Here is a 22,356-nt window from a genome sequence, read left to right as displayed (position 1 = left end):
AATTGCGTTAGAACCGGGATTGGTCGATAGTAATTGTGCATCGATGCGGTATAACACGCATTTAATGCAATTTCAATGCCTAGATGAAGAACATCTGCGGTTCTTTCTCCATTTCCTCCGCATTAAGTTGCGTTGCGCCCACTGCCATCGCCAGCGCTACTATCCCGTCAATGCGCCCTGTGGCCTTCTGCTTGGTGAATTTGCGGTTGCCCGCAGGGTCCGAGACCGTCACCGCGTTCACGGCGCACATGGTCAGCACGGGGTGTCGGCCGTGGCGCAGCTTGCGTGCGAGCAGTCGCGCTTCGAGCTCGCGAATTGCGGGTGACATCGACACGAAGCCTTGCCCAAACTCGACAAAACGGCTCAGTTCCTCCTCGGTGAAGCCGACTCGTTCAAGCCACGGTTTCAGAAAGCGCATGTTGTACCGGTCGAACGCCAGCGCCTTCACATGACAGCGGTCGAATACCGTGCGCAGATGCTCGGCGATGAACTCGTATTCAATCGCGCGACCAGGTGTGGTTTGCAAAACGCCGTCACGCGCCCACACGTCGTAGGGCACACGATCGGCCCGGGCCTTCTCGGCAAGGCCTTCCTCAGGCAACCAGAATGTCGGATGCACGTCGCCTGCGTCTGACACCAGCACGAGCGCGGTCAGATCGCTCACGCTTGACAGATCGAGGCCACCCGAGACCTCCTCACCGTCGATGTCCGCTGGCGGCTCGCCGTTCTCCATCCAGATCGCGCTCGCGACGAACGGATTGCGCGCCTCGACCCGCTGATTGAGTATCAGGTTCCGGTAGGCGGCCTCGCGGCTCGGCAGGCGTTTCGCGTCGTTTGCCATGCGACGTACCTCGGCCTGATTCATGAACACGTCGAAGTGCGGATTAGCCAGGCGAATTGCCCGGTCGCTGAAGGGATCAATATCAGTAGGCGCCGTGTAGAGCTCGACCTTATTAAGCGGATCAGCGCCAGTGAGCGCATCGTCGATCAGCAGACTCAGCAAATCTGCGTCGGTCGGCGCTTGCGTGCTGATGAGCACCGAGAGCGGACTCTCCTGAGCGGCACTCGCCGTCTCCAGGGCCTCATACAGCTCTGAACGCGGACCTTTGACCTGGCCGAGCTCATCGTGGATCACAAGCGCGGGGCTGAGACCGAATTTGGTCGACGCGTCTGCCGAGAGCGCCTTGAAAAATGTGCCGAGCTCAGCGCACAGCATTTCCTTGGCTGTATCGCGGATCGTCACATACTGCGAGAGCTCCTGCGACATGCGCACGACCTTCGCCGCCAGCTCGAATAGCACCGCCGCCTGATCGCGCGATTGAGCGGCGCTGTAGAGCTGGCTGTTGACGCGCGCCTCAGGCCCGACGAGGTGCAGCAGCACGAGAAACGCGGAGAGCGCGGTCTTGGCGTTCTTGCGCGCCATCGACAGGATGAAGGTGCGCGTGGGCGTGTCGTAGATCCGCTTGAGCCAGCGCCGTTGCTCCTTCGTGAGCTTGACCGGCTGACCGACAAGACGGCCTTCGGGTACCCGGCAGTGCGCCTCGATCCATTCAATGTTGCGTTTGCTGCGCGCGAGCCGACGACGGGTGCTCACGTGGGCAGCTCCCATGGTTTCCTCGCCTTCTTCTGATTGGCAATCGCCCGCCCGGCGGTCGTCGGGTGCTCCACGGCCTGCCGCGTGATGCGAAGACGCGTGGCGAGTGACGAGGCCGCGCGGCTCTCACGCTCGCTCATCGCCAGCAGCCGGTCATAGCGTTTCAGACCATCGTCACGCGCAAGCCATGCGCGCTCGAAGTTGAGCAGCTCATCGGCGATCGTTCGTGCATTGACGACGTGCCGACAGTACATCTCCAGCAAAGGAGCGTGAGTCGCGCTGAATGCGCCGGCCGGCTGGTCGCTGACGAGCTCCAACCATACCGCTCGCTCCGCGTCACTCAGGTGAAGCGGGGCCGCAAGACGCTGTTCGAGCGCGATTGGCACCGTTGGCGCGATTGCCAGCGATGCGGCGGATTTCCTTCCCCGTTGAGCCATTTTTTACTTTTTTTGTCCACGTTTATGGTCGCGAAGGGGAACGCTCGGTGTCCGCCCCCAGCACTGCCAGAAATCGACCTACCCCCGCCACCCGTTATTCGTCCAATGACCCGTCACGACCACTCTCCATCGACCGGCAGTCCGTCCGCGCCGAACGCCTTGCGATCCCGATACCCGAACTGCTCGCGTGTCACTGCCTCGTGACAGACTGCGCATAACCCGCGCAGGTTCGATTCATCGTCCGTGCCGCCATGAGCCAACGGGATGATGTGGTCAACGATCACCGATTCCCTAACCCTGTCTGCCGATGCACAGCGCACACAGATCGGGTCACGCTTTAGGATGCGAGCGCGGACGCGAAGCCATCTCCTGCCTCGTGTGCGCTGTGGAAATCTGTGACACGGGTATGACAATCGCCGCCTGATATATCTAAAAAAGCAATAAAAAACATTATATATCAAAAAACATAAATCAATGTACACAGAAAATCGTAAAAATCGCTTAAATATTCTAATTCACCGAGTTTTACGCAAATTAAATCCACTATAAAACTCCGTGCTTAGGCATGTAAACTTTGCCACATTACTCGTCTGATGTTTAATGCGTCTGTCTCGAGGGCAGTGCCAGCCGCAAATCTGACCCTGTTCTATGGAGAAAACTTTCCATTGGGAGTTGCAATGAGATTAAATCAAGCGATTAAAGTCCTTTACATCGTTGCGATATTGGTTACTTCAGCCGCACAAGCTGAAGTTCCCGCCTATAAAACGAAGCTTATTGACGGAGTACTGGTTGGGTACCTTCCAAAAACTGTTCTGAAAAAAATCCCTATGGAGCGTGTTGCCGACGGTTCATTTAAGATTAAGCCGCACTCGCGGCCGCCGGAACTCAACGAGTTGCATCGGCGGTATTGCGCCAACCTTGGCGCTGAAGACATGACCGATGAGGCCGACGTGTTCGTGTCATTGAAAGACAGTGATGCAGTGCTCTGCACGACGGGCGCTAGTCCGGATGCAAATCTGTCAGGGAGGCCAGCCGCAGTCAAAAGCATAAGTACACCGGACGATATCATCGGTTATCCGATTGGCACCGCAATGCAAATAAATCAAGTGCCGGAAGCTGATTTGAATCGTCGGCCGTCGGCCAATTTGGAGCAGGTGCTGATAAACCTAAGAGCGCCGTCTGGGATAACGCCGATGAACCGGAATTACACGGCATCCGGAATTGCGGAATATACCAATATGCCGAAGAGTGGGCAGACGACTTCTATTCTCACCATTGAGGAGGAATCGCCACTTGTTGTTAGGGCAATTCACGTGTCAGGCCCCAACTATTCTAAAGACACGCTAACCGGCGTCGTTCTCGCCACTCGCCCAGTAGCTATATCTAGCGTTACAGGCTGCTACACCGATCAATGTGCGCAGAAAGCGCATGGGTCGTTTAGACATTTCTGATGCGAGTTATCAGTGCGGTCGCACACAAGGCGGCCGATGACATGCAGACATTTACAGAGGTCGTAAGAACGCGTCCTTGAGCCTCGCTCTTCGAAGCGTCTGGCTAGTCAGCAGCGTCTTAAAATGCTCTTCACGACCACTTGCCTTTCAATGTTATGAAATAGCAATGATTAGTACAACCTACGAGCGCCGATGTAGTGTCGAATGGCACGCGGAAACCAGAAGGATTTTGATCATCCTGGAAGACTACATATTCACTGGTTCGTTTGCCGAGTTTCCTAGGATCCAGAGTTACAGGCTTGAAAATTTACCGCTGCGACTCTTAAATAGCGAAGGAATGACAGCTTTACTTTGCTCAAATAGTCTGAATTTCGATCTCGGAGTGACAATTAGGGACTATTTGTCAATTACGTTTCATGAGCGTTTAAATGGAAGAGTAGTTGCAGTGATAAATAGTCATGTTCGCGTCAAAGGTGTAGCGCGTGTCAAAGCTCGCGGAATATGGAGAACGGTATGAGACGATAAGACGTCCAATTATTACAGCTGCTGATTGGCTTTCAGCGGATGGTCGGCCGTCGTCTTGCAAGGCGGATGACATACAGGAATGTGGCAATCGAGCAATGACGCGGGTTTGCGCGATCCACTTCGCCACTTTTTCGCCGCCGCGTGAGCGCAAGTGCCGGCCGAGCTCGGCTGCCGTGCAGATATTTTGCGAAAGGACTTAACGGACGAGACCGTCAGCGGCGATTTCCAACAAATGTGAGGCACTAAGCAATGGTTACAGCAAACAAATGACCTATTCGGATTAGGAGAGAGCGATGGTCGAAGTGAGATTTAGTCTACTGCAGCGAGGAGTCTACGTGTACGTCGTCAGTACTGTTTCTATTGATGACGCATTCGCCAACGGGTTAAGAATTAGTCCGCCTCATTTTCAACCCAGCTTATCGGCATATTTGACTGGCGCGCCTGACAGTGGATTTATAGAAGCTCTCAAAACGTATGGCGAGGCAGTTATGCTGGCGCGGGCCCTCGCTAGAGAAAATAACGCAACGTTCTTTGTATATCAGGTCAACGGCACTACGGATTTTCGTAGCCTGGGCGCGTCAATAGCACAGCACTTGACGGACCACCGTGAACGATTTTTGTCGAACGGGACTTATCAAGGCTATGCGAACGACCTTTATATCTTGGGGGCACTAGAGGGAATTTATAGACGTTACATCACGTCAAGATATGTTCAATCAGAGGACATAGTTTCAGGAACCGAGATTTCTCCTGACAGTGATGTTAGCTGGTCGAACACCCGATGGCGTGCCCGAGGCTCAGGACCATCTTCCAGTGGAATAGCTTTTGATCCGCCCGACGAAGTGTCTATCCTCTTTTATGTCAATTTGCCGCTACGTTTCACACAATTTCCGCCTACCTTTTATTGTGCAAATATTTTGCATGGTCAGTACGGGTACTTATCAGAAGTGCTCTGCGGAAATACCGGCGCAACTCAGATTTTGTTGTGTTTAGATCTTTGATTTTTATCCTATTTGCGAAAAGGAGATATTTTTGAACGCGAATCACCACGAAGACTTGCGCGGGTTTTTAGGTTGCGACTATATACTCACCGGCCGGATTGTCGCCCTTTTTGCTGAGCAGCGTAACACATCTGATCATCCCAATTCGTCAACCGAGGTTTTCATGTTGGCTATCGAAGACCCAACAAGCGATCGGAACCTCAAAATGCATACCTGTTTCGACACAAACATGTTTCGCCTGGCGACTATGGCTATGAGGCTTGGAGAGCAAGTTACCGCCTATTGCACGATAACGTCGGCGGATTTTGCGAACCATGTGAAAGCATTGGGAATTTATTACAAAACGCCGAAATGGTGGAACGAACCCTAATCGGAGCAATTGGAAAAGGCGAACTGGCACGATTCTTTTTTACGACTCAGGATCTTGAGAAATTCGCTTCTTCCGTGCTTGGGGCTCAGTCGTCTTCCGACGAATAGGGCCGTTTTGGCCGCCCCCAATCCGTACTGAATAGATGGGGGCGAAAGGCCTTGAAGCGGAACAGCGTCACGGTCGCGGGGTCTCCGACCCTGGAGTGTCTAACAGACCGAACGCACTTATAGCTGTGCCTCGTGCAGTAGTCATTCCTCACTCCTTACATGTCGAAGTCCAGCGCGTGCGATAGACGTCATCGTCAGAAAGCCAACGCGATAGAGGTAGGCTCGCGCTTCGTAAATTCGTTGAGCATGCGAAGCAGAATGAGCTTCTCCATACCGTTTTCGATTCCCGACTCGTCAGTTCCCGGCTCTCGGTAGAAAGATCCGATACGCCGCTTCAAGCGCCGCCGTCTGGACTAACTCATCTTCGAACGCATCCTTACAGCGACAGCAAGCTGCGATCTATTCCGAAAGGTTGAACATCTGTTCGCTATTCATGCCCTATCCTGTCATTCGATACAAACTTCGATTTAAGTGAAGCCGCCTCAACGAGGGCAATTCTTCGCCATCCCTCGAAAGCGTCATCGCGTTTCTCCATGCTGATGGTCAACTCCGCAATCGTTCTGGCGCTGCGGACTTGATTGCGGAGTTGAATCCCTTGCTGCGTATGGGTTTGCGGGCAAGTCCGCAAGACCGCAAAGGTTTTGAGGGAGTGCGGACTTGGCTTGATCTTGGCCTTGTTTTTCAGGTAACTCCGCAACTACTGAAAGTGACTGCGGAGTTGCGGACTTGCCCGCAATCCCTTGCTGAGTAACGATCCCAACTCCGCAAGCGCTTTTGCGGACTTGAATTTCTTGCGCACTTGAATAGCGCACCGATTGCGGAGTTGAATTCCCGTATTTAACCGCGTAATGGTCCCAAATCCAGCCCCAAGCATTACCCTGCTTTACGGCTCGAATCTTGTTTCCTGCGCAAACTTCTGCTGCCTTTGCTGCTTCAATCCGTCGCCAGCTGATCCCTTCCGCCTGCGCCGCAGCTTTCATTTCTTTGGTGCTCATGAAAGGTGTAAGCCATTCGTAGAGCATGCAGCGGGCGCGCTCAAACTTCGATTCCCGCTCTTCTTGCGGCTCACCCTCGGGGTCATCGGCCTCGAGTTCACGCAAGATTTCCTTGGCCGATCCGTCGATGGGCTCACCCCAGACAATCCGGCTCGACGCCAACCCTTCGGACGAGTCCAGATTCTCGACCGCATACTCGAAGCCGCCCCTGTCACCCGCAATGTTGCATTTCGACTTGGCAAAGATGCGCCGTCCCGAAGACTCATCCCTGCCAGCAATCATGATCGTCCGGGCTGTCGCGCCGAATGCCTGCGAGCCAAGAATTCGCTCAATCGGTGCCGAGCCTTTTGAGCCTTTGCTGAAGTGTGTGATGCCGAGAACTGCACACTTGTGGGTTGCTCCCAGATCAACCAGAGGCTGCAACGATTTGCGCACGTCACCGGACTTGTGCGAATCGCCGCTCACCACGCTGATAACCGGATCGACGACAAGTAGGCTCGCGCCGCCGATTGAGTCGATACGCGCGGACAGAATGGGAACATCGCGGCTCGGATCGAAGGGTTGTATCTCACCATCCGCATTGGTCACGGACTGAACGAAAAACACGCGCTGCCGATTTGCGCCCGCAGCCATAAGACGTGGCACCAGCGTATCTGCGAGCCCATCCTCTCCGGTCCAGATCAGCACGTTGCCGGGCTCCTTGCATTGCGTGCCGTCTGGCCATTGCCCGCCGTTCGAAATCGCAGCAGACAGCGAAATGCCGATCGTCGTCTTGCCACACCCCGGTTGTCCCGCCAGAATCGACAGCTTTCCGGCTGCAAGCCACTCCGGCCAGAGCCAGTGAATCGGCTCAGGAACCACGTCCGCCGCACAACAGAGGTTCACCGTGGGCGTCGAGCGCTTCGCGACACTTCTCGTCATACGGAGCTCTCTTGCGCCCGCTATACGCGATTTGACCGCCTCATTGCCCTCATGCTGTGCGAGATCATTGAAGTCTGAGGCGCCCGTTGGTCGGTTTTCACCAAAGTCGGGGACGGCCAACAAACCATTCACCGACTTCGCCGCATCGGTGGCGGCCGTGATGCCTGGGTTGCCCGCCGTTTCAACGTCGTCATCGGCTGCGATTACGATCTTGCATCCAGTCGGCAAATTAGCCTTTACTGCCAGTGCTACGGGCTTGAGGTTGCCGGAGTCAAATGCAACGGCAACCGGCAAGCCGGTCGCCTCGAACAGGCTCGCCGCCGTAGCGAAACCCTCGGCAATGATGATGCGATCCGCAGGCTTCGGCCCGAAAGAGTAGTAGCAACCTTTTTTCGCGCCGCCAGTTAAGAACCGCTTCGTGCCGTCGGCATGGATGAACTGCACGCTCACGATCTGGCCGCTTGAGTCACGAAGAGGCACGATCAACGTGCGCTTGTCCTTAAACTCTTTCAGGCCGTATGGCTTGATACCCTTAGCAACGCAGTAGGGGTTGTCGTCGGTGGCCTCGCGCGTCTTCGCCCAAATGCGCTTGGCCTTCGCTGCGGCTTCCGCCCTACGGGCTTTCGCCTCTTGCTCGACGGCTGCGCGGATCTGCTGCTGTTCGCGCTTCCACTGCTTGCGCTCCTCCACCGTTAAAGTCGATTCGGCTCTCCCAAACCAATTCTCTTTGTACCCAGTCTTCCAATCGCCGAATGCCCCCAAACCGAAGCGGCTGCTGTGCAGCACATACCAAGCGCTCTTTTTGCCCCGCTTATCTTCGGGGCCAGCAAAACGATGAATCGTGCTATCCGCGACGATTTCAGGGGCGCTGAAGCCAGCGCCTGTCAGCGCGTCTGCAAAGACAGCCTCCACATTCACGAGATCGCTCATGCAACCTCCCGCGCGGCCAGCGACAGCCCTTGAATGACCTGCCCCAGCAATTCCGGGCGAAGCATAATGCCCTGACGAGTCGGCACGAACTCACCCGCCATATCGACAACCACCAGACGAACATCGATGTACTGACGGCCCTTGTACCAGCGATGCGAGATACGAACGCGTTGCGTCGCGTTCTTCTGAACCTCCATCACCATCTTGTCTTGATCGACCGTACTCATACGTCCTCCTTCGAACCGCCTACGTTCTTATCGCGCGCTTCATCTCCCCCACACGCCAGGTCAGATAGCTTGTTGGCAACCTCTTGTGCCTGATCGATCAACAGGTGCACGACGCCTCGCACGGGAACAATGCATCCCGCTTGATCTTCTGGAAGTGCGGCCGAAAGGGTTTGCAGGACATCGTGAATCTGCCATGCCTTGGCGGCGAGATCGTAACGATTAGCCATGGTTCGCCTCCTGTGAGGAGTACTCATCGAAACAGCTACGACTAGAACGTGCGACTTTGAGACGGTCGGTCAACCGTCGCTGCAAGTAGCAATTGGAGTCCGCCGCTATTTCAGCGATACGAGCGATCAATTCGATCTCGGCCGCAACGTGGAAGAGCAGAACAGGTTCATCTTTGCCTTGCAGTGCTTCGGTACGAAGGTGCTTGTTCTCCGACCGACTATCAGCGCTGACCAACATACCAATGCCCGCAGTGAGTGTAGACAGCGAATCAGCCATGTCAGCGACTGTGCCGGTGAAGCCCGCGAGGTATTCCAATTCACTGTCCGACGCATGGGCCGTATCGAAGCGCTCGAAGAAGAAGTCGATCAAGCCCGCCGCCGTCGTGTGCCGCAGAACAATCGCTTCTGTGATCTTAGTCATGACGCACCTCCGCACGGGCGATGTCCACCAGCTGACGAAGCGCATTTCCGGTGATGTCGAGTGCATCCAGGTCGGAAGCGGCCAACGTGGCTTCACGCAATGCACGCTGGGCGCACTGAAGGATGTCGATGTAGACGAGGGGGATGGTTTGCTCAGAACGAGCGGGGAGAGCGAGTCGCATGGTGCGGCCTCCTTTTGCAGGTTCAACGAACCCGGCCCCCAACTGCAATTGGGGTGGCCAGGCACAAGGCAGGGTTGCAGTACCGGTGCAAAAGGAAACCGGCGAGCGCGAGCGCTCCCCCACCAAGGCCCGGCCATTGAAGGCGAACGCATGGCAGCGGACGAAAAAATACCGCCGGTCGGCGGTTGTCCGCCTTTTGCTGATCGAGACTGCAATCCCGAGCGAGAGGTGTCTCCTCCCGCGTTTCACAGGATAGACGACTGATTCCGACTTCGTCAAGCCAGTGATTTTCGTACGCGACTGATGGTGCCGACGGCCACGCTTCTCTAAGATGACAGCGCTGTATCCTCCAAAAACGCTTTTTGCTGGCCTTCGGGCCAGCATTTTTTCGGTCGTCATTGCCGCTGGCCCTCCAAGTCTGAAGTCTGCTTAGCCAGCATTAGCGCTTCCCACTCCTCGGCGCTCTTGCGCGTGATGACAACGCGCCGCCCTAGTCGCAATTCTTTTGGGCCGTTTCCCTGCGCTTTCAGCGTGTAGTAATAGACGCGGCTGAAGTGATATGCCGCGCAGAACTGCGGGATTGTGTAACTTGCTTCCATATTTCCTCGCTTCGTTAATACTAGGTTGCTCAAATGAACAACCGTGAAGCGAGTCTAGAGAGCGCCGATACTCCTGTAATTCTCGATCTCTTTTCTTATTTTTAGAGCAGAAATATATTCTAAGTCTCGTCGTCGATTTTTAGAAATTTCTTGGGAATGCCTATCCCCTGTTCAATACCGTTTTTCATGGCGTAATAGTCTCCCCGAACCGCTTCGTACGATAGGTTATGACGTGCGCTTTCGGCCTGCAGCAAATGACTTACCTTGGCCTTAGGATTCTGCTTCAGCGCATTTCTGACAGACGTCCAGACGTCGAAAGCGCGCTTCCCACAGCGAGTAAAATTCCCGTGTGGATCTGGCTGTGCCCACGGCAGAGGGAATGCGCGTTCCCATTGCTCCCCGTCGAGAACTTTAAAAATCTGTCGCGCGATATAGCTCATGACCCACGGCGGCACTTTGCTTGGATTGCCGCCATTTCTGAAAAAATCGCGGCAGAACAATTCGAGGATCCGCATTACCCACTCGTTTTTCTCATCGCCATGCAACTCGCCGTCAGACGCGCGATCGAAATAATCATCGTAGTCAAACGTGTTGATTTCATTGAGCAAATCATCGGTTCTAGCATCGGTGCATTTTTGGCTTTCACGCCTTTCGAATCTGAGAACCTTGTTGTCTGTCATGTTTGTTTTCTGAAGAAGACTGTGGGTGTCGATCCAGCTTGGCGACGGCCGCCGACAAGTGTTCAGGTGCCAGGTGGGCATAGCGCAGGGTCATGGTCAAGTCGGCATGTCCGAGAAGTTCGCGGACTGTGTTCAAATCGACGCCCGCCATCACTAACCGCGACGCGAAGTGATGCCGCATATCGTGCCATCGAAAATTTGTGATTTCAGCATTTAAAAGAAGCTTCGACCATGCGGTTTTCACATCGGTGCGCACGCCGCCAGTTGCGCCTGCGAAAACGATACTGTGCTTGGTTTGTTGCTTTCTCCACGAGATCAGCACAGCGAGCGCCTCTTCATTGAGTGGAATGTGGCGCTGCTTTCCCGATTTCGATGACGCATCCACGACGGTCAGCAACGCGCGATCTAGATTTACGTCGCGCCAGTCCAGCTTAAGCAATTCGCCTTGCCGCAGGCCTGTATTAAGAGACAGCAGCACCGCAGGCTTCAGATAATCGACAAACTCAAGCTCGCGAAGGTTTTGCATGAGACCGTAGCCGCGTGCGGTTCGCCAAGCGTTAGCGCTCTCGCGTTCCGCGCGCTCGCGCTCTTCACGAGCAGCGAGCGCAGCACGCAGACGCGCTTCCTCGTCGTCTGACAGCCATCGAACCTTGCCGCTCGGCGCTTGCAATGCCTTCACCGTGCGCATTGGATGCTCGGCAAGCACGCCCCACTCGACGGCTCGAGAAAACAGCCCACGAAGCGCGGACAGGTCGCGATTGACGGTGGACGCACCGACGCCCGCTTTCATCCGGGCCGCACGCCATTTTTCGATGATCCAAGCGGTAAAGTCGCTCAGCGGGCGGTCCTGATGGTCAGAAAACGACCGTCGGAGGCGGGCGACAGTCGCAGCGCTAGCGCGCGTGTTTGCCATCAGCCAATCGGCGTAACGATCATTGATGAACGCGGCCAAGGTCGGCGTGCCGATGATCTTCTCCGCTTCGACTTTTCTGCGACGGCGGTCGAGTACGTCCGCCGTCGTGTCGCCAGACTTATCCACGTCGCGAAGGGCTTTCTTCGCCAGTTCGCGTGCCTCGCCTGGATTCAGGTCCGGCCAGTAGCCAAGGACGCGCCGCCCACGAGAGCCATCGGGCTTAGTCCAACGAATTGTGTAACTGACTCGGCCGCTCGGTGTGACCTTCACAACGAAAGCGCGAACATCGGCGTCCACGAATTCTTGGTACTTCCCGTTCGGACAAATAGCGCGCAAAAAATCACGATCGATTTTGAATCTCTGACCCATGCCCTAGTCCCTGCCAATAGGGCAGAAGTATAACGTAGGGCCGATTTAGGGCCGATCGCGCAGCGAACAAGCATATACGTGCCTGAACACCAATTATCTAAGCCGTTGATTTTTATGAATTCCCAAAACCGCCGTGAACCTCCAAAAACATGGTTTTTATCTCTCCGAAGGCAGGGGTTGCTGGTTCGATCCCAGCCGGGCGCACCAATAGCGTCGTAATTGTTGCGCGCCTGCAAGCCCAGCAGGAACCCGCGCGACCTGCGCGCCGACCTCTCGCTTTCCCTCAAAACCCGAATAAGCACCCTTTTCGGCGTTTCTTCAGTCGTTCGAATTTCCGGCGCCACGGCGATACTCTCGTCACGGAAAAATCGCGCGCACCCCCAACACATTGCGGACTGCGCGCCACGCACGGCAAACATTCACGTGACACGCAAACTCTTCATTTACGGCGCGGGCGGCTTCGGCAGAGAAGTGATGGACGTCGCCCGCCGCCAGAACGCGTCCACCGGGCAGTGGTCCGAGATCGCGTTCGTCGACGATATCTGCGAAGCGCGCACGAAGCATGGCGCCCCGGTGCTGCGCTTCGACGATTCATCTTTGCACGCGCAATTCGACTCGGCCGAATTCGTGATAGCGGTCGGCGAGCCGGCGGGCCGCGAAGTCCTGGCGCGCAAGCTCCGCGACGCGGGTACGCAGTCGGGCATTGTCGTGGACACGAGCACCATCGTCGCGGACAGCGCGCGACTCGGAGCAGGGGTCGTCATCACGCCGTTCTGCTCGATTTCGAGCGACGCGCGACTCGGTGCGCACGCAAGCATCAATACGATGGCTATCGTCGGCCATGACGTCGAAATCGGCGACTACACAGTCGTCTCCTCAATGGTCAATCTTGGCGGCGCGTGCACGGTTGGCCAGGCAAGCTACATCGGCATGGGCGCACTCGTGAAGGAGGGCGTGCGCATTGGCTCAAATTCGATCATCGGCATGGGGTCTGTCGTCTACGGCGACATTCCCGACAACGTGATCGCGCTCGGTAATCCCGCGCGCGTCGCGCGCCCCAACACCGACCGCAAGGTCTTCAAGTGAAACCGGTAACGAACATGACTAACAGGGATACTTACGATAAGGTATTTATGGACTGCTTCGCGGTCCCTCACGACGCGCTCAACGCGGAGTTCGTGTATCAGTGCGTGCCTGATTGGGATTCGGTCGGCCACATGGGCATGATCGCCGCGCTCGAGGACGCGTTCGAGATCATGATGGAAACCGAGGACATCATCGAATTCGGCTCGTACACCATCGGCGTCGAAAAGCTGAAGAAGTACGGCATCGAGGTATGAACGTGCCCCTGGTCAGCCGGCAATATTCGCAACGCACTGCCCTGATTGCCGAGGACGGTCGCATGCTCACTTACGAGGCCTTGCATGCTTCCATCGGACAGTGGGCATCGGATCTGCCCGCGCGCCAGCTCGTTTTTATCGTCGGCGAGAATGATCTGCCGACCGTGCTGTGCTATCTCGCCGCACTCGAACGCGGCGCCGTGCCGCTTCTCTTGAGCCGCTCGATTCATGCAAGTACGCTTGGCGCACTGTACGACGCTTACCGTCCGGCACAGGTACTCATCGCGCGCAACGCCGCATGGGCTCCCCCAGGCGCGACGCTCGTGCGCGAGATGGAGGATTACGGCCTGTACGACACAAAGGCGAAAACCGACGGCTCGACACCAGCGTTGCATGCCGACCTCGCGATGCTACTTGCTACCTCGGGTTCGACCGGCTCGCCCAAACTCGTACGGCTCACCGCCACGAATCTGGTCGCGAACGCGACGTCTATCGTCGAGTATCTAGGACTCACGCCCGACGAGCGCGCGATAACGTCGCTGCCACTTAGCTACTCATACGGCTTGTCGGTTCTTAACAGCCATCTGCGCGCGGGCGCATCGGTCGTGCTGACGAATCGCTCGCTGATGGGCGCCGCATTCTGGCGCACCCTCAACGCATACGGGGCGACGAGCCTCGCGGGCGTGCCGTATAGCTACGACATGCTGCTGCGCCTTCGCCTCGCGCGCATCGACATGCCGTCGGTGCGCACGCTGACGCAGGCTGGCGGGCGCATGCGTCCGGAGAAGTTGCGCGATGTCGCGCAGATCTGCGAGAAGCGCGGGATCCGTTTCTTTGCGATGTACGGTCAAACCGAAGCCACGGCACGTATCGCTTATCTCACGCCGGCCGACGCGGCATTGAAGCCCGCCAGCATTGGCCAAGCGATTCCAGGCGGCCGCCTCTCGCTCGAACGCGCAGATGGCAGCGTAATAGAAACTGCAGGCGAAACAGGCGAACTCATCTATGCAGGCGCGAACGTGTCGATGGGATACGCCGAGTGCGCGGCCGACTTCGCTCTGCCGGATGTCAACCGAGGCACGCTCCGCACGGGTGACCTCGCCCATTTCGATGAGGACGGCGCGTTCTTCATTGAAGGGCGGCTGCATCGCTTCCTGAAGGTGTTTGGCATTCGCGTTTCGCTGGATGCCGTCGAACAACTCGCCGCCGAACTCGGCTTCGAATGCGCAGCGAACGGCACCGATGAGCGCCTCGTCATTCATGCCGTCGCGCCAGACTCGCATTCCAATTCCGAGGCCGCACCTTCCGTCGCGTGGGCGCAGTCGCTGCGCTCGGAACTGGCACAGCGTATCGGCGTCCATGCGTCGGCAATCGTCGTCAAGCCCCTCGCGGCGCTGCCGCGGCTGCCGGCTGGAAAGGTGGATCACGCATGTCTGGCGAGCCTGTCGTGAGCGACGTCCTGCAGTGGCCCGTGTACGGCATGCCGCAGTCGGAGAAGGATGCCCTGCTCGGCGCCGAATTGCGCCGCCTCACCGCGCTGCACTATGAAGCGTGCCCGCCGTATCGCGCGATGCTCGACAAGCTCGCTTCCGTGCGGACTGCGCACGGCGAGTCCACTCCCAACGCGCTTGACGACCTGCCGTTTCTGCCCGTGCGCCTTTTCAAGCACGAGCAACTGGTGAGCGTGCCGCACGCGGAAGTCGTGAAGACGATGACATCGTCCGGCACGAGCGGGCAGAACGTATCGCAGATATTTCTCGATCGGAAAACGTCGATGCTTCAGGTAAAGGTGCTGTCGCGCATCGTCGGCGATCTGATCGGACCGAAGCGCCTTCCAATGCTCGTGATCGACTGCCGTGCGACCATCGCGAATCGCTACCGTTTTTCAGCGCGCACCGCTGGCATTCAAGGTTTTTCGATGTTCGGCCGCGACGTCGAATTCGCTCTCGACGATGACATGTCGCTGAATCTCGAGCGCGTGCGCGCATGGCTCGACAAGCACGCCGACGAAGACATCCTCGTCTTCGGCTTCACGTTCGTCGTCTGGCTGCATCTGGTACGCGCGCTGGAAGACGCGGGCGAGACCCTTCCGCTCGAGCGCGGTGTGCTGGTGCACGGCGGCGGCTGGAAGCAGTTGCAGTCGCAAGCCGTGGATGGCGCCACGTTCCGTCGGCGCGTCGGCGCAATCACGAACTTGGCACGAGTCCACAGCTACTACGGCATGGTCGAGCAGACCGGATCGATCTTCGTCGAATGCGAGCATGGCCATCTGCACGCGTCTGCATGGTCGGATATCCGCGTACGCGATCCAATTGACTTCCGCCCTTTGCAACGCGGCGGGCGTGGCCTGATCCAGCTCTTGTCAACGCTGCCGCACAGCTATCCGGGACATTCGCTTTTGAGCGAGGACGAAGGCGAGATCGTGGGGATCGACGACTGTCCGTGCGGACGCAAAGGCACTTACTTTGCGGTACACGGGCGCATTCAGCATGCTGAAGCACGAGGTTGCAGTGATACCTATACCCGCTGATATCCTAAGCCGCATGACGGTGATCGTCGGCCAAGCGCACGCGGTGTCGAACGCTCCGACGCCGGTCTTTCATGCACCCCGCATGGACTTCCTTGCGGATCTCTCGCGGACGCTGCTCACGCATCCGCGCGCCCGCGCGATGCCGGATGTCGTCAGCTTCGCTTACTGGTGCCGCCGCGCGAATCTCACGCAACTTGCCACGGCGCGACGCAACGCCGATCAGAGCTTTGAGGGCACAGTCCGTCTGGGCCTCGGGCTCTCGTTCCATATCTGCCCGTCGAACGTGCCGGTGAATTTTGCCTTCTCGCTGGCGTTCGGGCTGCTCGCGGGCAACGTCTGCGTGTTGCGCCTGCCGTCGAAAGAGACGGAGATCGCGCGGCTGCTCATCGACGCGATTTCGGCATGCCTCGCCCAAGAAAAGCACGCTCCGCTCGCTTCCGCAATGCTTCTGGTGCGCTACGACCACGACGACGCGATCAACGGCTTCTGGATGGCGCAGGCGGATGCCCGTATCGTCTGGGGCGGCGACGCGACGGTCGCGCATATGCGCACGCTGCCGGGCCGTCCGCGCGCCCGCGAAGTCGCGTTTTCGGATCGCTACTCGCTTTGCGCGGTCGAACCGCGCGCTGTTCTCGAACTCGATCACGGGGGCCTGCTCGACCTGTGCGCGCGACTCTACAACGACCTGTATCTGATGGACCAGGCAGCGTGCTCGTCGCCGCAGTTGATCGCTTGGATCGGCGCGACCGACGAAGCCGCCGCGGCACAGTCGCGTCTTTGGCCCGCACTCGCCGAGCATGCGCGCACGCGCTACTCACCGCGCCCGGTGCAGGTCATGGACAAGTTCGTCGACGCGTGCCGCTACGCGCTCGGCAACCCACGCGTCGCGGCCGTGGAGTGCCACGGCAACGTGCTGTATCGCGTCGCGCTCACTGAACTCGCCGCCGATCAGGATACCTGCCGCGGTTACTTCGGCACGATCCACGAGGTGACGCTCGATGCCCTTGACAAGCTCGCGCCGATTATCAACGAGCGCTATCAGACGCTCACCTATTTCGGCCTGGAGCCGGCGCGACTGCGCGAATTCGTCACGGCTCAACGCCTGCGCGGCGTGGATCGCGTCGTCCCGGTCGGCCGTGCGCTAGACATGAACATCGTATGGGACGGCTACGACCTCGTGGCCAGCCTGTCGCGCGTGATCGACGTGCGCTAAGCCCGCATCAATTTTCGAGGAACAGATGGACACCGCTTACGACCACCTACCGCACGGCTTTAGCCTGAACTGCATGGAGTTGCAGGCGTATCAACCAAACCGTTATCCCTACCTGATGATCGATCACGTCGATGAAGTCGTGCCCGGCAAGTCCGCACGCGGCTACAAGAATCTGACGATGAACGAGTGGTACTTCCCCGTGCATTTCCCCTCCGGCCCTAACATGCCCGGCGCGCTGCAACTCGAAGCGCTCGCGCAGATGCTTACCGTCGCGATCACGACGCTGCCGGGCCTCAAGGGCAAGGTGACGCACGCGCTGCAACACACGGTGCGCTATCGGAAGGAAGTTCTGCCGGGCAAGAAGTTCGAGATTGAAACAGAAGTGCTGTCGTGGCGGCGCGGAATCTGCAAAGGACGCGGAATTGCTCGCGTGGACGGAGACATCGCTTGCGAGGCAGACATGCTGATCGCGATTCCCGAGATCCTCGAGCAGTTCACTCCGAAGAAGCCGGCCTGACGATGAACGATATCGCGGACATCGTGATCGTTGGCTCGGGTGCGAGCGGTGCAGCCGCAGCGTGGCGGCTGTCGCGCGAGCGCGGGCTGCGCATCGTCTGTCTTGAACAGGGTGGTGCGACGCGGCCTGCCGACTATCCGTCGACTCGCACGGATTGGGAACTCGCGCGCGCGGGCTCGTATAGCTCGAATCCGGCCATCCGCAACAACGTGGCCGACTATCCGATCGACGATTCCGCGTCGCCGATCGCGATCGCCAACTACAACGGCTTCGGCGGCAGCACAATCCTGTACTCGGCACATTTCCCGCGCTTTCATCCGTCCGATTTCCGCACGCGCAGCCTCGACGGCGTCGGCGATGACTGGCCGTTCGACTACGCCACGCTGCAGCCGTTCTTCACCGAAAACGAACGCATGATGGGCGTGGCGGGACTTGTCGGGGACCCGGCCAACCCCGACTACGAGACGCTGTTGCCGCCCGTTCCCCTCGGCGGCGCCGGTCGCGCGATGGGTGCGGCATTCAACCACCTCGGCTGGCACTGGTGGCCTTCGTATGCGGCGATCAACACGCATCGGCATGGCAACCGCGCCGCGTGTATCAACCTGGGCCCGTGCAACGCCGGCTGCGCGCAAGGCGCGAAAGCAAGTGTCGATGTCACATACTGGCCCGCCGCGCTCGCGCAGGGCGTTGAGGTGCGGATGCATTGCCGCGTGCGCGAAATTACGCTCGATGCGCGCGGACTCGCGAACGGTGTGGAATATGTCGACGAACAGAACCGCGAGCAGCGCATCGATGCGCGCGTGGTTGTACTCGCGGCAAGCGGAATCGGCACGCCGCGCTTGTTGCTAAACTCGAAGTCGAGCGCGTTTCCCGACGGACTCTTGAACGACAACGGCCTGGTCGGACGCAACCTCATGTTGCATCCGCTCGCTTACACCGAAGGCGTATTTGAGCAAGACTTGCAGTCCAGTTTCGGTCCGCATGGCGCGTGCATTCTGAGCCAGCAATTCTACGAAACGTCTCGCGAGCGCGACTTTGCGCGGGGCTATACCATGCAGGTGCTGCGCGGCGCGCCTCCCGCCGAAACCGCCGTGTCCGGCCACTACATGCGGCAGCTGCCTCTGGGCCCTGGCCATCACGCGCGCTTTGCGAAGCTTTACAACCACACCGTGGGCATCGCCGCGATCGCCGAAGATCTGCCCGACGTCGAGAACCGAATCGAACTCGACTATGACCATCTTGATTCGAGCGGCATGCCGGGCGTGAAAGTTCATTACCGGCTTGGCGAGAACACGAAGCGCATGCTTACTCATGCCATCGATATGAGCAAGCAGGTATTTGCCGCGGCCGGCGCGAAGGTAATTTCATCGTTTGCACCGGTGCGCCACACTGGCTGGCACTTGATGGGCACCGCGCGAATGGGCGACGACCCGGCGACCTCGGTAGTCAACCGGAATGGTCAGGCGCACGCGGTGAGGAATCTGTTCGTCGTCGACAGCAGCGTGTTCGTCACATCTGGCGGCGTGAATCCGGTCGCGACCGCGCAGGCGATCACGCTCATGGCGACCGACTGGCTTGCGCGGAATCTCGATGCTGTTGCCGGAACGCCGTTGCATGCACGCGCGCCCGCAAAGCCGTGCGAGCCACAACCCGCGTCCCCTATCACGTCATGATCGATCTCGTACTCGACACAATACTGCCCGGCGATGCAGCCCTCGGCCTGCCGCCTGCCTCGCGAGTGGATTTTGAAGGCTATTTGCTGCGTCATCGTGCAACGGCGCAGTCCGACGCCTTTCTCGCCGTGCTCGTCCGAGTCGCGCGTGAACGTGTCGGCGCGCCGTTCGAAGCGCTCGACGCGACGCAGCGCCTCGCCGCGATAAACGCCTGCAAGCTCGCCGACGTGCGCGCGTTCTCGGCGTTCGTCACGCACGCGCTGCGCGCCTACTACACGGATCGCACGGTGCTCGCCTGCATCGGCGCGGGCGCGGCGCCGCCGTTTCCCGAGGGAAATCCGCTAGGCGACGACGACTGGACGCTTCTCGAACCGGTCTATGAGCGCGGACCCATCTGGCGCGACATCTGAACCATTGGAAACATTAGGACAAGGCATGCTGTTAAAGGACAAAGTTGCGGTGGTGACGGGCGCGAACCGTGGCATCGGCGACGCGATCGTGCGCACGTTTGCCGCGCAAGGGGCGCGCGTTATCGCGTGCGTGCGCGATCCGGCGACGCCTGCGCATGCCGCTTGGCTTGCATCGCTTGCCGACGATGGCCACGTAGAGGTGCAAAGCGTGCCCCTTGAACTTGCCGACGAAGCGTCGGTGAAAGCGGCCGTCAAGGCGATCATGGCGCTCACGCCGCGTGTCGACGTGCTCGTGAACAACGCCGGCACCGCGAGCGGCGGGCTGATGCAGATGACGACCATGGCCGAGTTGCGACGCGTTTTCGATGTGAACTTCTTTGGTCAGGTACTGCTGACCCAAGGCCTTTCGCGTTTGATGGCACGGCATAAGTCAGGCTCGATCATCAACCTGACATCGACGGCTGCGCTCATTGCCGATGCCGGGACGCTCGCGTACGGTACGAGCAAGGCGGCGTTCGCGCGCGCGACCGAAAGCATGGCCACAGAACTTGGCGCGTCGGGCATTCGCGTCAATGCCATCGCGCCCGGCCCGACCCGTACCGACATGTTTGAACAGATGACGCCGGCCGCGCGCGAGCGGATCGTCGAATCGTCAGCGCTCAAGCGAGCGGGCGAGTCGCAGGACGTCGCCAATGTCGCGTTGTTCCTCGCATCGGAGTTGTCCGCGTTCGTGAGCGGCCAGATTCTGCGGGTGGACGGCGGCATCGTCTGAACAGGAAATCACATGAACCACTACCCCGAAATCGAAAACATGGCGCGCCTGATGCGCCGCAAGATGCTCGACATTAGCCACCAATGCAATCTCAGTACGCATCTGGGCGGTGGCCTGTCGATGGTCGAGATCATGGCGACGCTCTATGCACGCGTGCTGTGTTACGACGCTCGCGATCCGCGCTGGCCGGAGCGTGACCGCTTCATACTTAGCAAGGGACATGGCGTGCTCGGCTACTTTCCCGCGTTGCTCGCGGCGGGCTTGATCGACGAGGCCACCTTCGCGACGTTCCAGACCAACGGCAGCGACCTCATCGCGCACCCGGTGATGAACCTGAAACTCGGTATCGAATCGTCGAACGGCAGTCTCGGGCAAGGCTTGTCGATGTCGGTCGGCATCGCGCTTGCCGCGAAGAAGCGCGGCAAGTCGTTCGGCACCTTCGTGCTGCTCGGCGACGGCGAATGCAACGAAGGCTCGGTATGGGAAGCGTCGATGTCGGCGGCGCAGCTCGGTCTCGACAACCTCACCGCGGTCGTCGACTATAACCGGCTGCAAAGCGACGGCGACGCGCGTCAGATCATCGACTTCGGCGATCTCGCCGCACGCTGGCGCAGCTTCGGCTGGGACGTCATCGAAGTCGACGGCCACGACATCGCCCAGCTCGTCGCCGCGTTCGAGGCACCGCGCGTGCGAGCCAAGCCGCGCGTGCTGGTCGCAAACACAGTGAAGGGCAAGGGCATCTCGTTCATGGAGCATAACAACGAGTGGCATCACAATCGCCTCACGCGAGCGAGCTATGAACTGGCGCTTGCCGACCTGGAAGCGCGGGAAGCACCGCAATCGCAGACCATTTGCACGCCGGACTTTGGCGTGGCGGTTTAAGGGAGCATCATGCTGGAAATCAACGCAAGTAACGCGCGCCAGTGGTCGCGCCTCGGGTCGCGCGGGATGTTCGGTCAGGCCGTTCTCGCGCTCGGCGAGCGTTATCCCGATGTAATGGTGATGTCGGCGGATCTAGGTACTTCTTCCGGGCTCGATCGCTTTAAAAAGAGTTATCCGGACCGCTTTCTGAACGTCGGCATTGCGGAGCAGAACCTCGTCGGAATGGCGGCCGGACTCGCCAAGGAGGGCTATAACGTTTTTGCGACGTCGTTCGCACCGTTCATCTCGATGCGCGCCGCCGAACAGATCCGCATGAATCTCGGCTACATGGAGATGAACGTGAAGGCAGTGGCAATAGGCAGCGGAGTTTCCATGGGCCTGCTCGGCAACTCGCACTACGGCATCGAGGACGCCGCCGTGATGCGCGCGATTCCCAACATGACGGTCGTGTGTCCCGCCGATTGCGCGGAGATCGTCAAGACGGTGGAAGCCGCCGCGCAATTCACGGGGCCAATGTATATCCGCCTGACGGGCGCGGTGAACAATCCGCCCGTGTACACGAAAGACTACGAGTTCAGAGTCGGCCGCGCGATCACGCTGCGCGAGGGCGCCGACGTGACGATCATCGCGAATGGATCGATGGTGCATGAGTCGCTTTTAGCGGCGAAGCTGCTCGAAGAACAGGGCATCGCGGCGGGCGTCATCAACATGCATACGATCAAACCACTCGATACGGGCGCCGTGGACACGGCCTGCGCACGCTCCGGGCTGATCGTGACCGTGGAGGAGCATTCCATCATCGGCGGCTTGGGTAGCGCGGTTGCGGAATACAAGGCGGCATTGCGTCGTGCCCCGCCGCAACTCATCATCGGTTTGCCGGACAGCTTCGACAAGGCGGGCGATTATCGCTGGCTGCTCGAAAAGCACGGGCTCGTCGCCGAAAAGATCGCGCAACGTATCCGCGCGTTCATGGACGCTGCCAACGACTGAGCAGGCTGTCGCGCCATCCAGTGAATGGAGGCGCGGCATCTCGTGATCATTCTGACTCGCGCAAGCGCTATGCGAAAAAAA

Annotated in this window: 25 protein-coding genes; 14 read left to right on the top strand and 11 right to left on the bottom strand. The window is 58.7% G+C overall.

Features of this window, described 5'->3' with window-relative positions:
* Positions 1 to 79 precede the first annotated feature (79 nt).
* The 3 genes from P9292_RS26755 to P9292_RS26745 all read right to left on the bottom strand — a co-directional run bounded on the left by P9292_RS26755 (position 80) and on the right by P9292_RS26745 (position 2,351).
* Positions 80 to 1,594 carry a terminase TerL endonuclease subunit gene (locus P9292_RS26755; RefSeq protein WP_309962075.1) on the bottom strand — a complete coding sequence of 505 codons (1,515 nt, stop codon included), beginning with the start codon at positions 1,592 to 1,594 and terminating at the stop codon, positions 80 to 82.
* Complete coding sequence (locus P9292_RS26750; protein ID WP_309962073.1) at positions 1,591 to 1,980, bottom strand: hypothetical protein; 390 nt, start codon at positions 1,978 to 1,980, stop codon at positions 1,591 to 1,593. Before P9292_RS26750 ends, P9292_RS26755 begins: the two co-directional genes overlap by 4 nt.
* A 164-nt stretch (positions 1,981 to 2,144) precedes the next feature.
* Complete coding sequence (locus P9292_RS26745; protein ID WP_309962071.1) at positions 2,145 to 2,351, bottom strand: HNH endonuclease signature motif containing protein; 207 nt, start codon at positions 2,349 to 2,351, stop codon at positions 2,145 to 2,147.
* A 300-nt stretch (positions 2,352 to 2,651) separates the two neighbouring features.
* Between P9292_RS26745 and P9292_RS26740 the strand changes: the two genes are divergently transcribed.
* The 3 genes from P9292_RS26740 to P9292_RS26730 all read left to right on the top strand — a co-directional run bounded on the left by P9292_RS26740 (position 2,652) and on the right by P9292_RS26730 (position 5,378).
* Positions 2,652 to 3,482: a hypothetical protein gene (locus P9292_RS26740; RefSeq protein ID WP_309844877.1), complete on the top strand. Its 831-nt coding sequence runs from the start codon at positions 2,652 to 2,654 to the stop codon at positions 3,480 to 3,482.
* A gap of 860 nt (positions 3,483 to 4,342) precedes the next feature.
* Positions 4,343 to 5,008 carry a hypothetical protein gene (locus P9292_RS26735; RefSeq protein ID WP_309844878.1) on the top strand — a complete coding sequence of 222 codons (666 nt, stop codon included), beginning with the start codon at positions 4,343 to 4,345 and terminating at the stop codon, positions 5,006 to 5,008.
* Positions 5,009 to 5,039: 31 nt separating this feature from the next.
* Positions 5,040 to 5,378, top strand: a complete 339-nt coding sequence (locus tag P9292_RS26730; RefSeq protein WP_309844879.1) for a hypothetical protein — start codon at positions 5,040 to 5,042, stop codon at positions 5,376 to 5,378.
* Between the two features lie 625 nt (positions 5,379 to 6,003).
* Here the strand turns inward: P9292_RS26730 and P9292_RS26725 are convergent.
* The 8 genes from P9292_RS26725 to P9292_RS26690 form a co-directional block, all read right to left on the bottom strand.
* Positions 6,004 to 8,331 (bottom strand): AAA family ATPase, encoded by a 2,328-nt coding sequence (locus tag P9292_RS26725; protein WP_309962069.1) that lies wholly within the window; start codon positions 8,329 to 8,331, stop codon positions 6,004 to 6,006.
* Entirely contained in the window at positions 8,328 to 8,558 is a 231-nt protein-coding gene (locus P9292_RS26720) for a transcriptional coactivator p15/PC4 family protein (protein ID WP_309844881.1), read from the bottom strand. Before P9292_RS26720 ends, P9292_RS26725 begins: the two co-directional genes overlap by 4 nt.
* The gene (locus P9292_RS26715; protein ID WP_309844882.1) at positions 8,555 to 8,785 is read right to left on the bottom strand and encodes a hypothetical protein; all 231 of its coding nucleotides are present in this window, start codon (positions 8,783 to 8,785) and stop codon (positions 8,555 to 8,557) included. Before P9292_RS26715 ends, P9292_RS26720 begins: the two co-directional genes overlap by 4 nt.
* Complete coding sequence (locus P9292_RS26710) at positions 8,778 to 9,206, bottom strand: hypothetical protein (RefSeq protein WP_309844883.1); 429 nt, start codon at positions 9,204 to 9,206, stop codon at positions 8,778 to 8,780. The genes P9292_RS26715 and P9292_RS26710 overlap by 8 nt, the downstream gene beginning before the upstream one ends.
* Positions 9,199 to 9,786 (bottom strand): hypothetical protein, encoded by a 588-nt coding sequence (locus P9292_RS43275; RefSeq protein ID WP_409015199.1) that lies wholly within the window; start codon positions 9,784 to 9,786, stop codon positions 9,199 to 9,201. The genes P9292_RS26710 and P9292_RS43275 overlap by 8 nt, the downstream gene beginning before the upstream one ends.
* Positions 9,783 to 9,986, bottom strand: a complete 204-nt coding sequence (locus P9292_RS26700; protein ID WP_309844888.1) for a hypothetical protein — start codon at positions 9,984 to 9,986, stop codon at positions 9,783 to 9,785. Before P9292_RS26700 ends, P9292_RS43275 begins: the two co-directional genes overlap by 4 nt.
* A 119-nt stretch (positions 9,987 to 10,105) precedes the next feature.
* On the bottom strand, positions 10,106 to 10,666 hold the full coding sequence (locus P9292_RS26695) for a hypothetical protein (RefSeq protein WP_309962067.1): 561 nt from the start codon (positions 10,664 to 10,666) through the stop codon (positions 10,106 to 10,108).
* Entirely contained in the window at positions 10,629 to 11,948 is a 1,320-nt protein-coding gene (locus P9292_RS26690) for a tyrosine-type recombinase/integrase (RefSeq protein WP_309844892.1), read from the bottom strand. Before P9292_RS26690 ends, P9292_RS26695 begins: the two co-directional genes overlap by 38 nt.
* 423 nt (positions 11,949 to 12,371) lie before the next feature.
* Between P9292_RS26690 and P9292_RS26685 the strand changes: the two genes are divergently transcribed.
* From P9292_RS26685 to P9292_RS26635, 11 genes are read left to right on the top strand one after another with little or no spacing between them, the layout of a single operon-like run.
* Entirely contained in the window at positions 12,372 to 13,034 is a 663-nt protein-coding gene (locus P9292_RS26685; protein ID WP_250509656.1) for an acetyltransferase, read from the top strand.
* A 14-nt stretch (positions 13,035 to 13,048) separates the two neighbouring features.
* Entirely contained in the window at positions 13,049 to 13,288 is a 240-nt protein-coding gene (locus P9292_RS26680; RefSeq protein WP_309962065.1) for an acyl carrier protein, read from the top strand.
* Positions 13,285 to 14,739, top strand: coding sequence for an AMP-binding protein (locus tag P9292_RS26675; RefSeq protein WP_309962063.1), 1,455 nt, complete (start codon positions 13,285 to 13,287; stop codon positions 14,737 to 14,739). The genes P9292_RS26680 and P9292_RS26675 overlap by 4 nt, the downstream gene beginning before the upstream one ends.
* Entirely contained in the window at positions 14,718 to 15,818 is a 1,101-nt protein-coding gene (locus tag P9292_RS26670; protein WP_250509659.1) for an acyl-protein synthetase, read from the top strand. Before P9292_RS26675 ends, P9292_RS26670 begins: the two co-directional genes overlap by 22 nt.
* The gene (locus P9292_RS26665; RefSeq protein WP_309962060.1) at positions 15,799 to 17,031 is read left to right on the top strand and encodes an acyl-CoA reductase; all 1,233 of its coding nucleotides are present in this window, start codon (positions 15,799 to 15,801) and stop codon (positions 17,029 to 17,031) included. The genes P9292_RS26670 and P9292_RS26665 overlap by 20 nt, the downstream gene beginning before the upstream one ends.
* Positions 17,032 to 17,056: 25 nt before the next feature.
* Positions 17,057 to 17,548 carry a 3-hydroxyacyl-ACP dehydratase FabZ gene (gene fabZ, locus P9292_RS26660; RefSeq protein ID WP_250509661.1) on the top strand — a complete coding sequence of 164 codons (492 nt, stop codon included), beginning with the start codon at positions 17,057 to 17,059 and terminating at the stop codon, positions 17,546 to 17,548.
* A 2-nt stretch (positions 17,549 to 17,550) separates the two neighbouring features.
* On the top strand, positions 17,551 to 19,221 hold the full coding sequence (locus P9292_RS26655) for a GMC family oxidoreductase (RefSeq protein WP_309962058.1): 1,671 nt from the start codon (positions 17,551 to 17,553) through the stop codon (positions 19,219 to 19,221).
* Positions 19,218 to 19,631: a hypothetical protein gene (locus tag P9292_RS26650; protein ID WP_250509663.1), complete on the top strand. Its 414-nt coding sequence runs from the start codon at positions 19,218 to 19,220 to the stop codon at positions 19,629 to 19,631. The genes P9292_RS26655 and P9292_RS26650 overlap by 4 nt, the downstream gene beginning before the upstream one ends.
* A 25-nt stretch (positions 19,632 to 19,656) precedes the next feature.
* Positions 19,657 to 20,403, top strand: coding sequence for an SDR family oxidoreductase (locus P9292_RS26645; RefSeq protein WP_309962056.1), 747 nt, complete (start codon positions 19,657 to 19,659; stop codon positions 20,401 to 20,403).
* Positions 20,404 to 20,415: 12 nt separating this feature from the next.
* The gene (locus tag P9292_RS26640) at positions 20,416 to 21,285 is read left to right on the top strand and encodes a transketolase (protein WP_309844914.1); all 870 of its coding nucleotides are present in this window, start codon (positions 20,416 to 20,418) and stop codon (positions 21,283 to 21,285) included.
* A 9-nt stretch (positions 21,286 to 21,294) separates the two neighbouring features.
* Positions 21,295 to 22,275 carry a transketolase family protein gene (locus P9292_RS26635; protein ID WP_250509666.1) on the top strand — a complete coding sequence of 327 codons (981 nt, stop codon included), beginning with the start codon at positions 21,295 to 21,297 and terminating at the stop codon, positions 22,273 to 22,275.
* Positions 22,276 to 22,356 lie beyond the last annotated feature (81 nt).

The organism is Caballeronia sp. LZ001 (assembly GCF_031450875.1).
GTDB lineage: Bacteria > Pseudomonadota > Gammaproteobacteria > Burkholderiales > Burkholderiaceae > Caballeronia.
Note: the sequence above shows the minus strand (reverse complement) of the source record. Positions and strands in the feature narration are given on the sequence as shown.

Excerpts from the sequence above, each read along its gene's own strand:
- P9292_RS26670 (WP_250509659.1), top strand. The coding sequence starts at position 14,718 with ATGTCTGGCGAGCCTGTCGTGAGCGACGTCCTGCAGTGGCCCGTGTAC.
- P9292_RS26640 (WP_309844914.1), top strand. The coding sequence starts at position 20,416 with ATGAACCACTACCCCGAAATCGAAAACATGGCGCGCCTGATGCGCCGC.
- fabZ (WP_250509661.1), top strand. The coding sequence starts at position 17,057 with ATGGACACCGCTTACGACCACCTACCGCACGGCTTTAGCCTGAACTGC.
- P9292_RS26720 (WP_309844881.1), bottom strand. The coding sequence starts at position 8,558 with ATGAGTACGGTCGATCAAGACAAGATGGTGATGGAGGTTCAGAAGAAC.
- P9292_RS26710 (WP_309844883.1), bottom strand. The coding sequence starts at position 9,206 with ATGACTAAGATCACAGAAGCGATTGTTCTGCGGCACACGACGGCGGCG.
- P9292_RS26680 (WP_309962065.1), top strand. The coding sequence starts at position 13,049 with ATGACTAACAGGGATACTTACGATAAGGTATTTATGGACTGCTTCGCG.
- P9292_RS26695 (WP_309962067.1), bottom strand. The coding sequence starts at position 10,666 with ATGACAGACAACAAGGTTCTCAGATTCGAAAGGCGTGAAAGCCAAAAA.
- P9292_RS26650 (WP_250509663.1), top strand. The coding sequence starts at position 19,218 with ATGATCGATCTCGTACTCGACACAATACTGCCCGGCGATGCAGCCCTC.
- P9292_RS26675 (WP_309962063.1), top strand. The coding sequence starts at position 13,285 with ATGAACGTGCCCCTGGTCAGCCGGCAATATTCGCAACGCACTGCCCTG.
- P9292_RS26645 (WP_309962056.1), top strand. The coding sequence starts at position 19,657 with ATGCTGTTAAAGGACAAAGTTGCGGTGGTGACGGGCGCGAACCGTGGC.
- P9292_RS26690 (WP_309844892.1), bottom strand. The coding sequence starts at position 11,948 with ATGGGTCAGAGATTCAAAATCGATCGTGATTTTTTGCGCGCTATTTGT.
- P9292_RS43275 (WP_409015199.1), bottom strand. The coding sequence starts at position 9,786 with ATGACGACCGAAAAAATGCTGGCCCGAAGGCCAGCAAAAAGCGTTTTT.
- P9292_RS26700 (WP_309844888.1), bottom strand. The coding sequence starts at position 9,986 with ATGGAAGCAAGTTACACAATCCCGCAGTTCTGCGCGGCATATCACTTC.
- P9292_RS26715 (WP_309844882.1), bottom strand. The coding sequence starts at position 8,785 with ATGGCTAATCGTTACGATCTCGCCGCCAAGGCATGGCAGATTCACGAT.
- P9292_RS26635 (WP_250509666.1), top strand. The coding sequence starts at position 21,295 with ATGCTGGAAATCAACGCAAGTAACGCGCGCCAGTGGTCGCGCCTCGGG.
- P9292_RS26725 (WP_309962069.1), bottom strand. The coding sequence starts at position 8,331 with ATGAGCGATCTCGTGAATGTGGAGGCTGTCTTTGCAGACGCGCTGACA.
- P9292_RS26655 (WP_309962058.1), top strand. The coding sequence starts at position 17,551 with ATGAACGATATCGCGGACATCGTGATCGTTGGCTCGGGTGCGAGCGGT.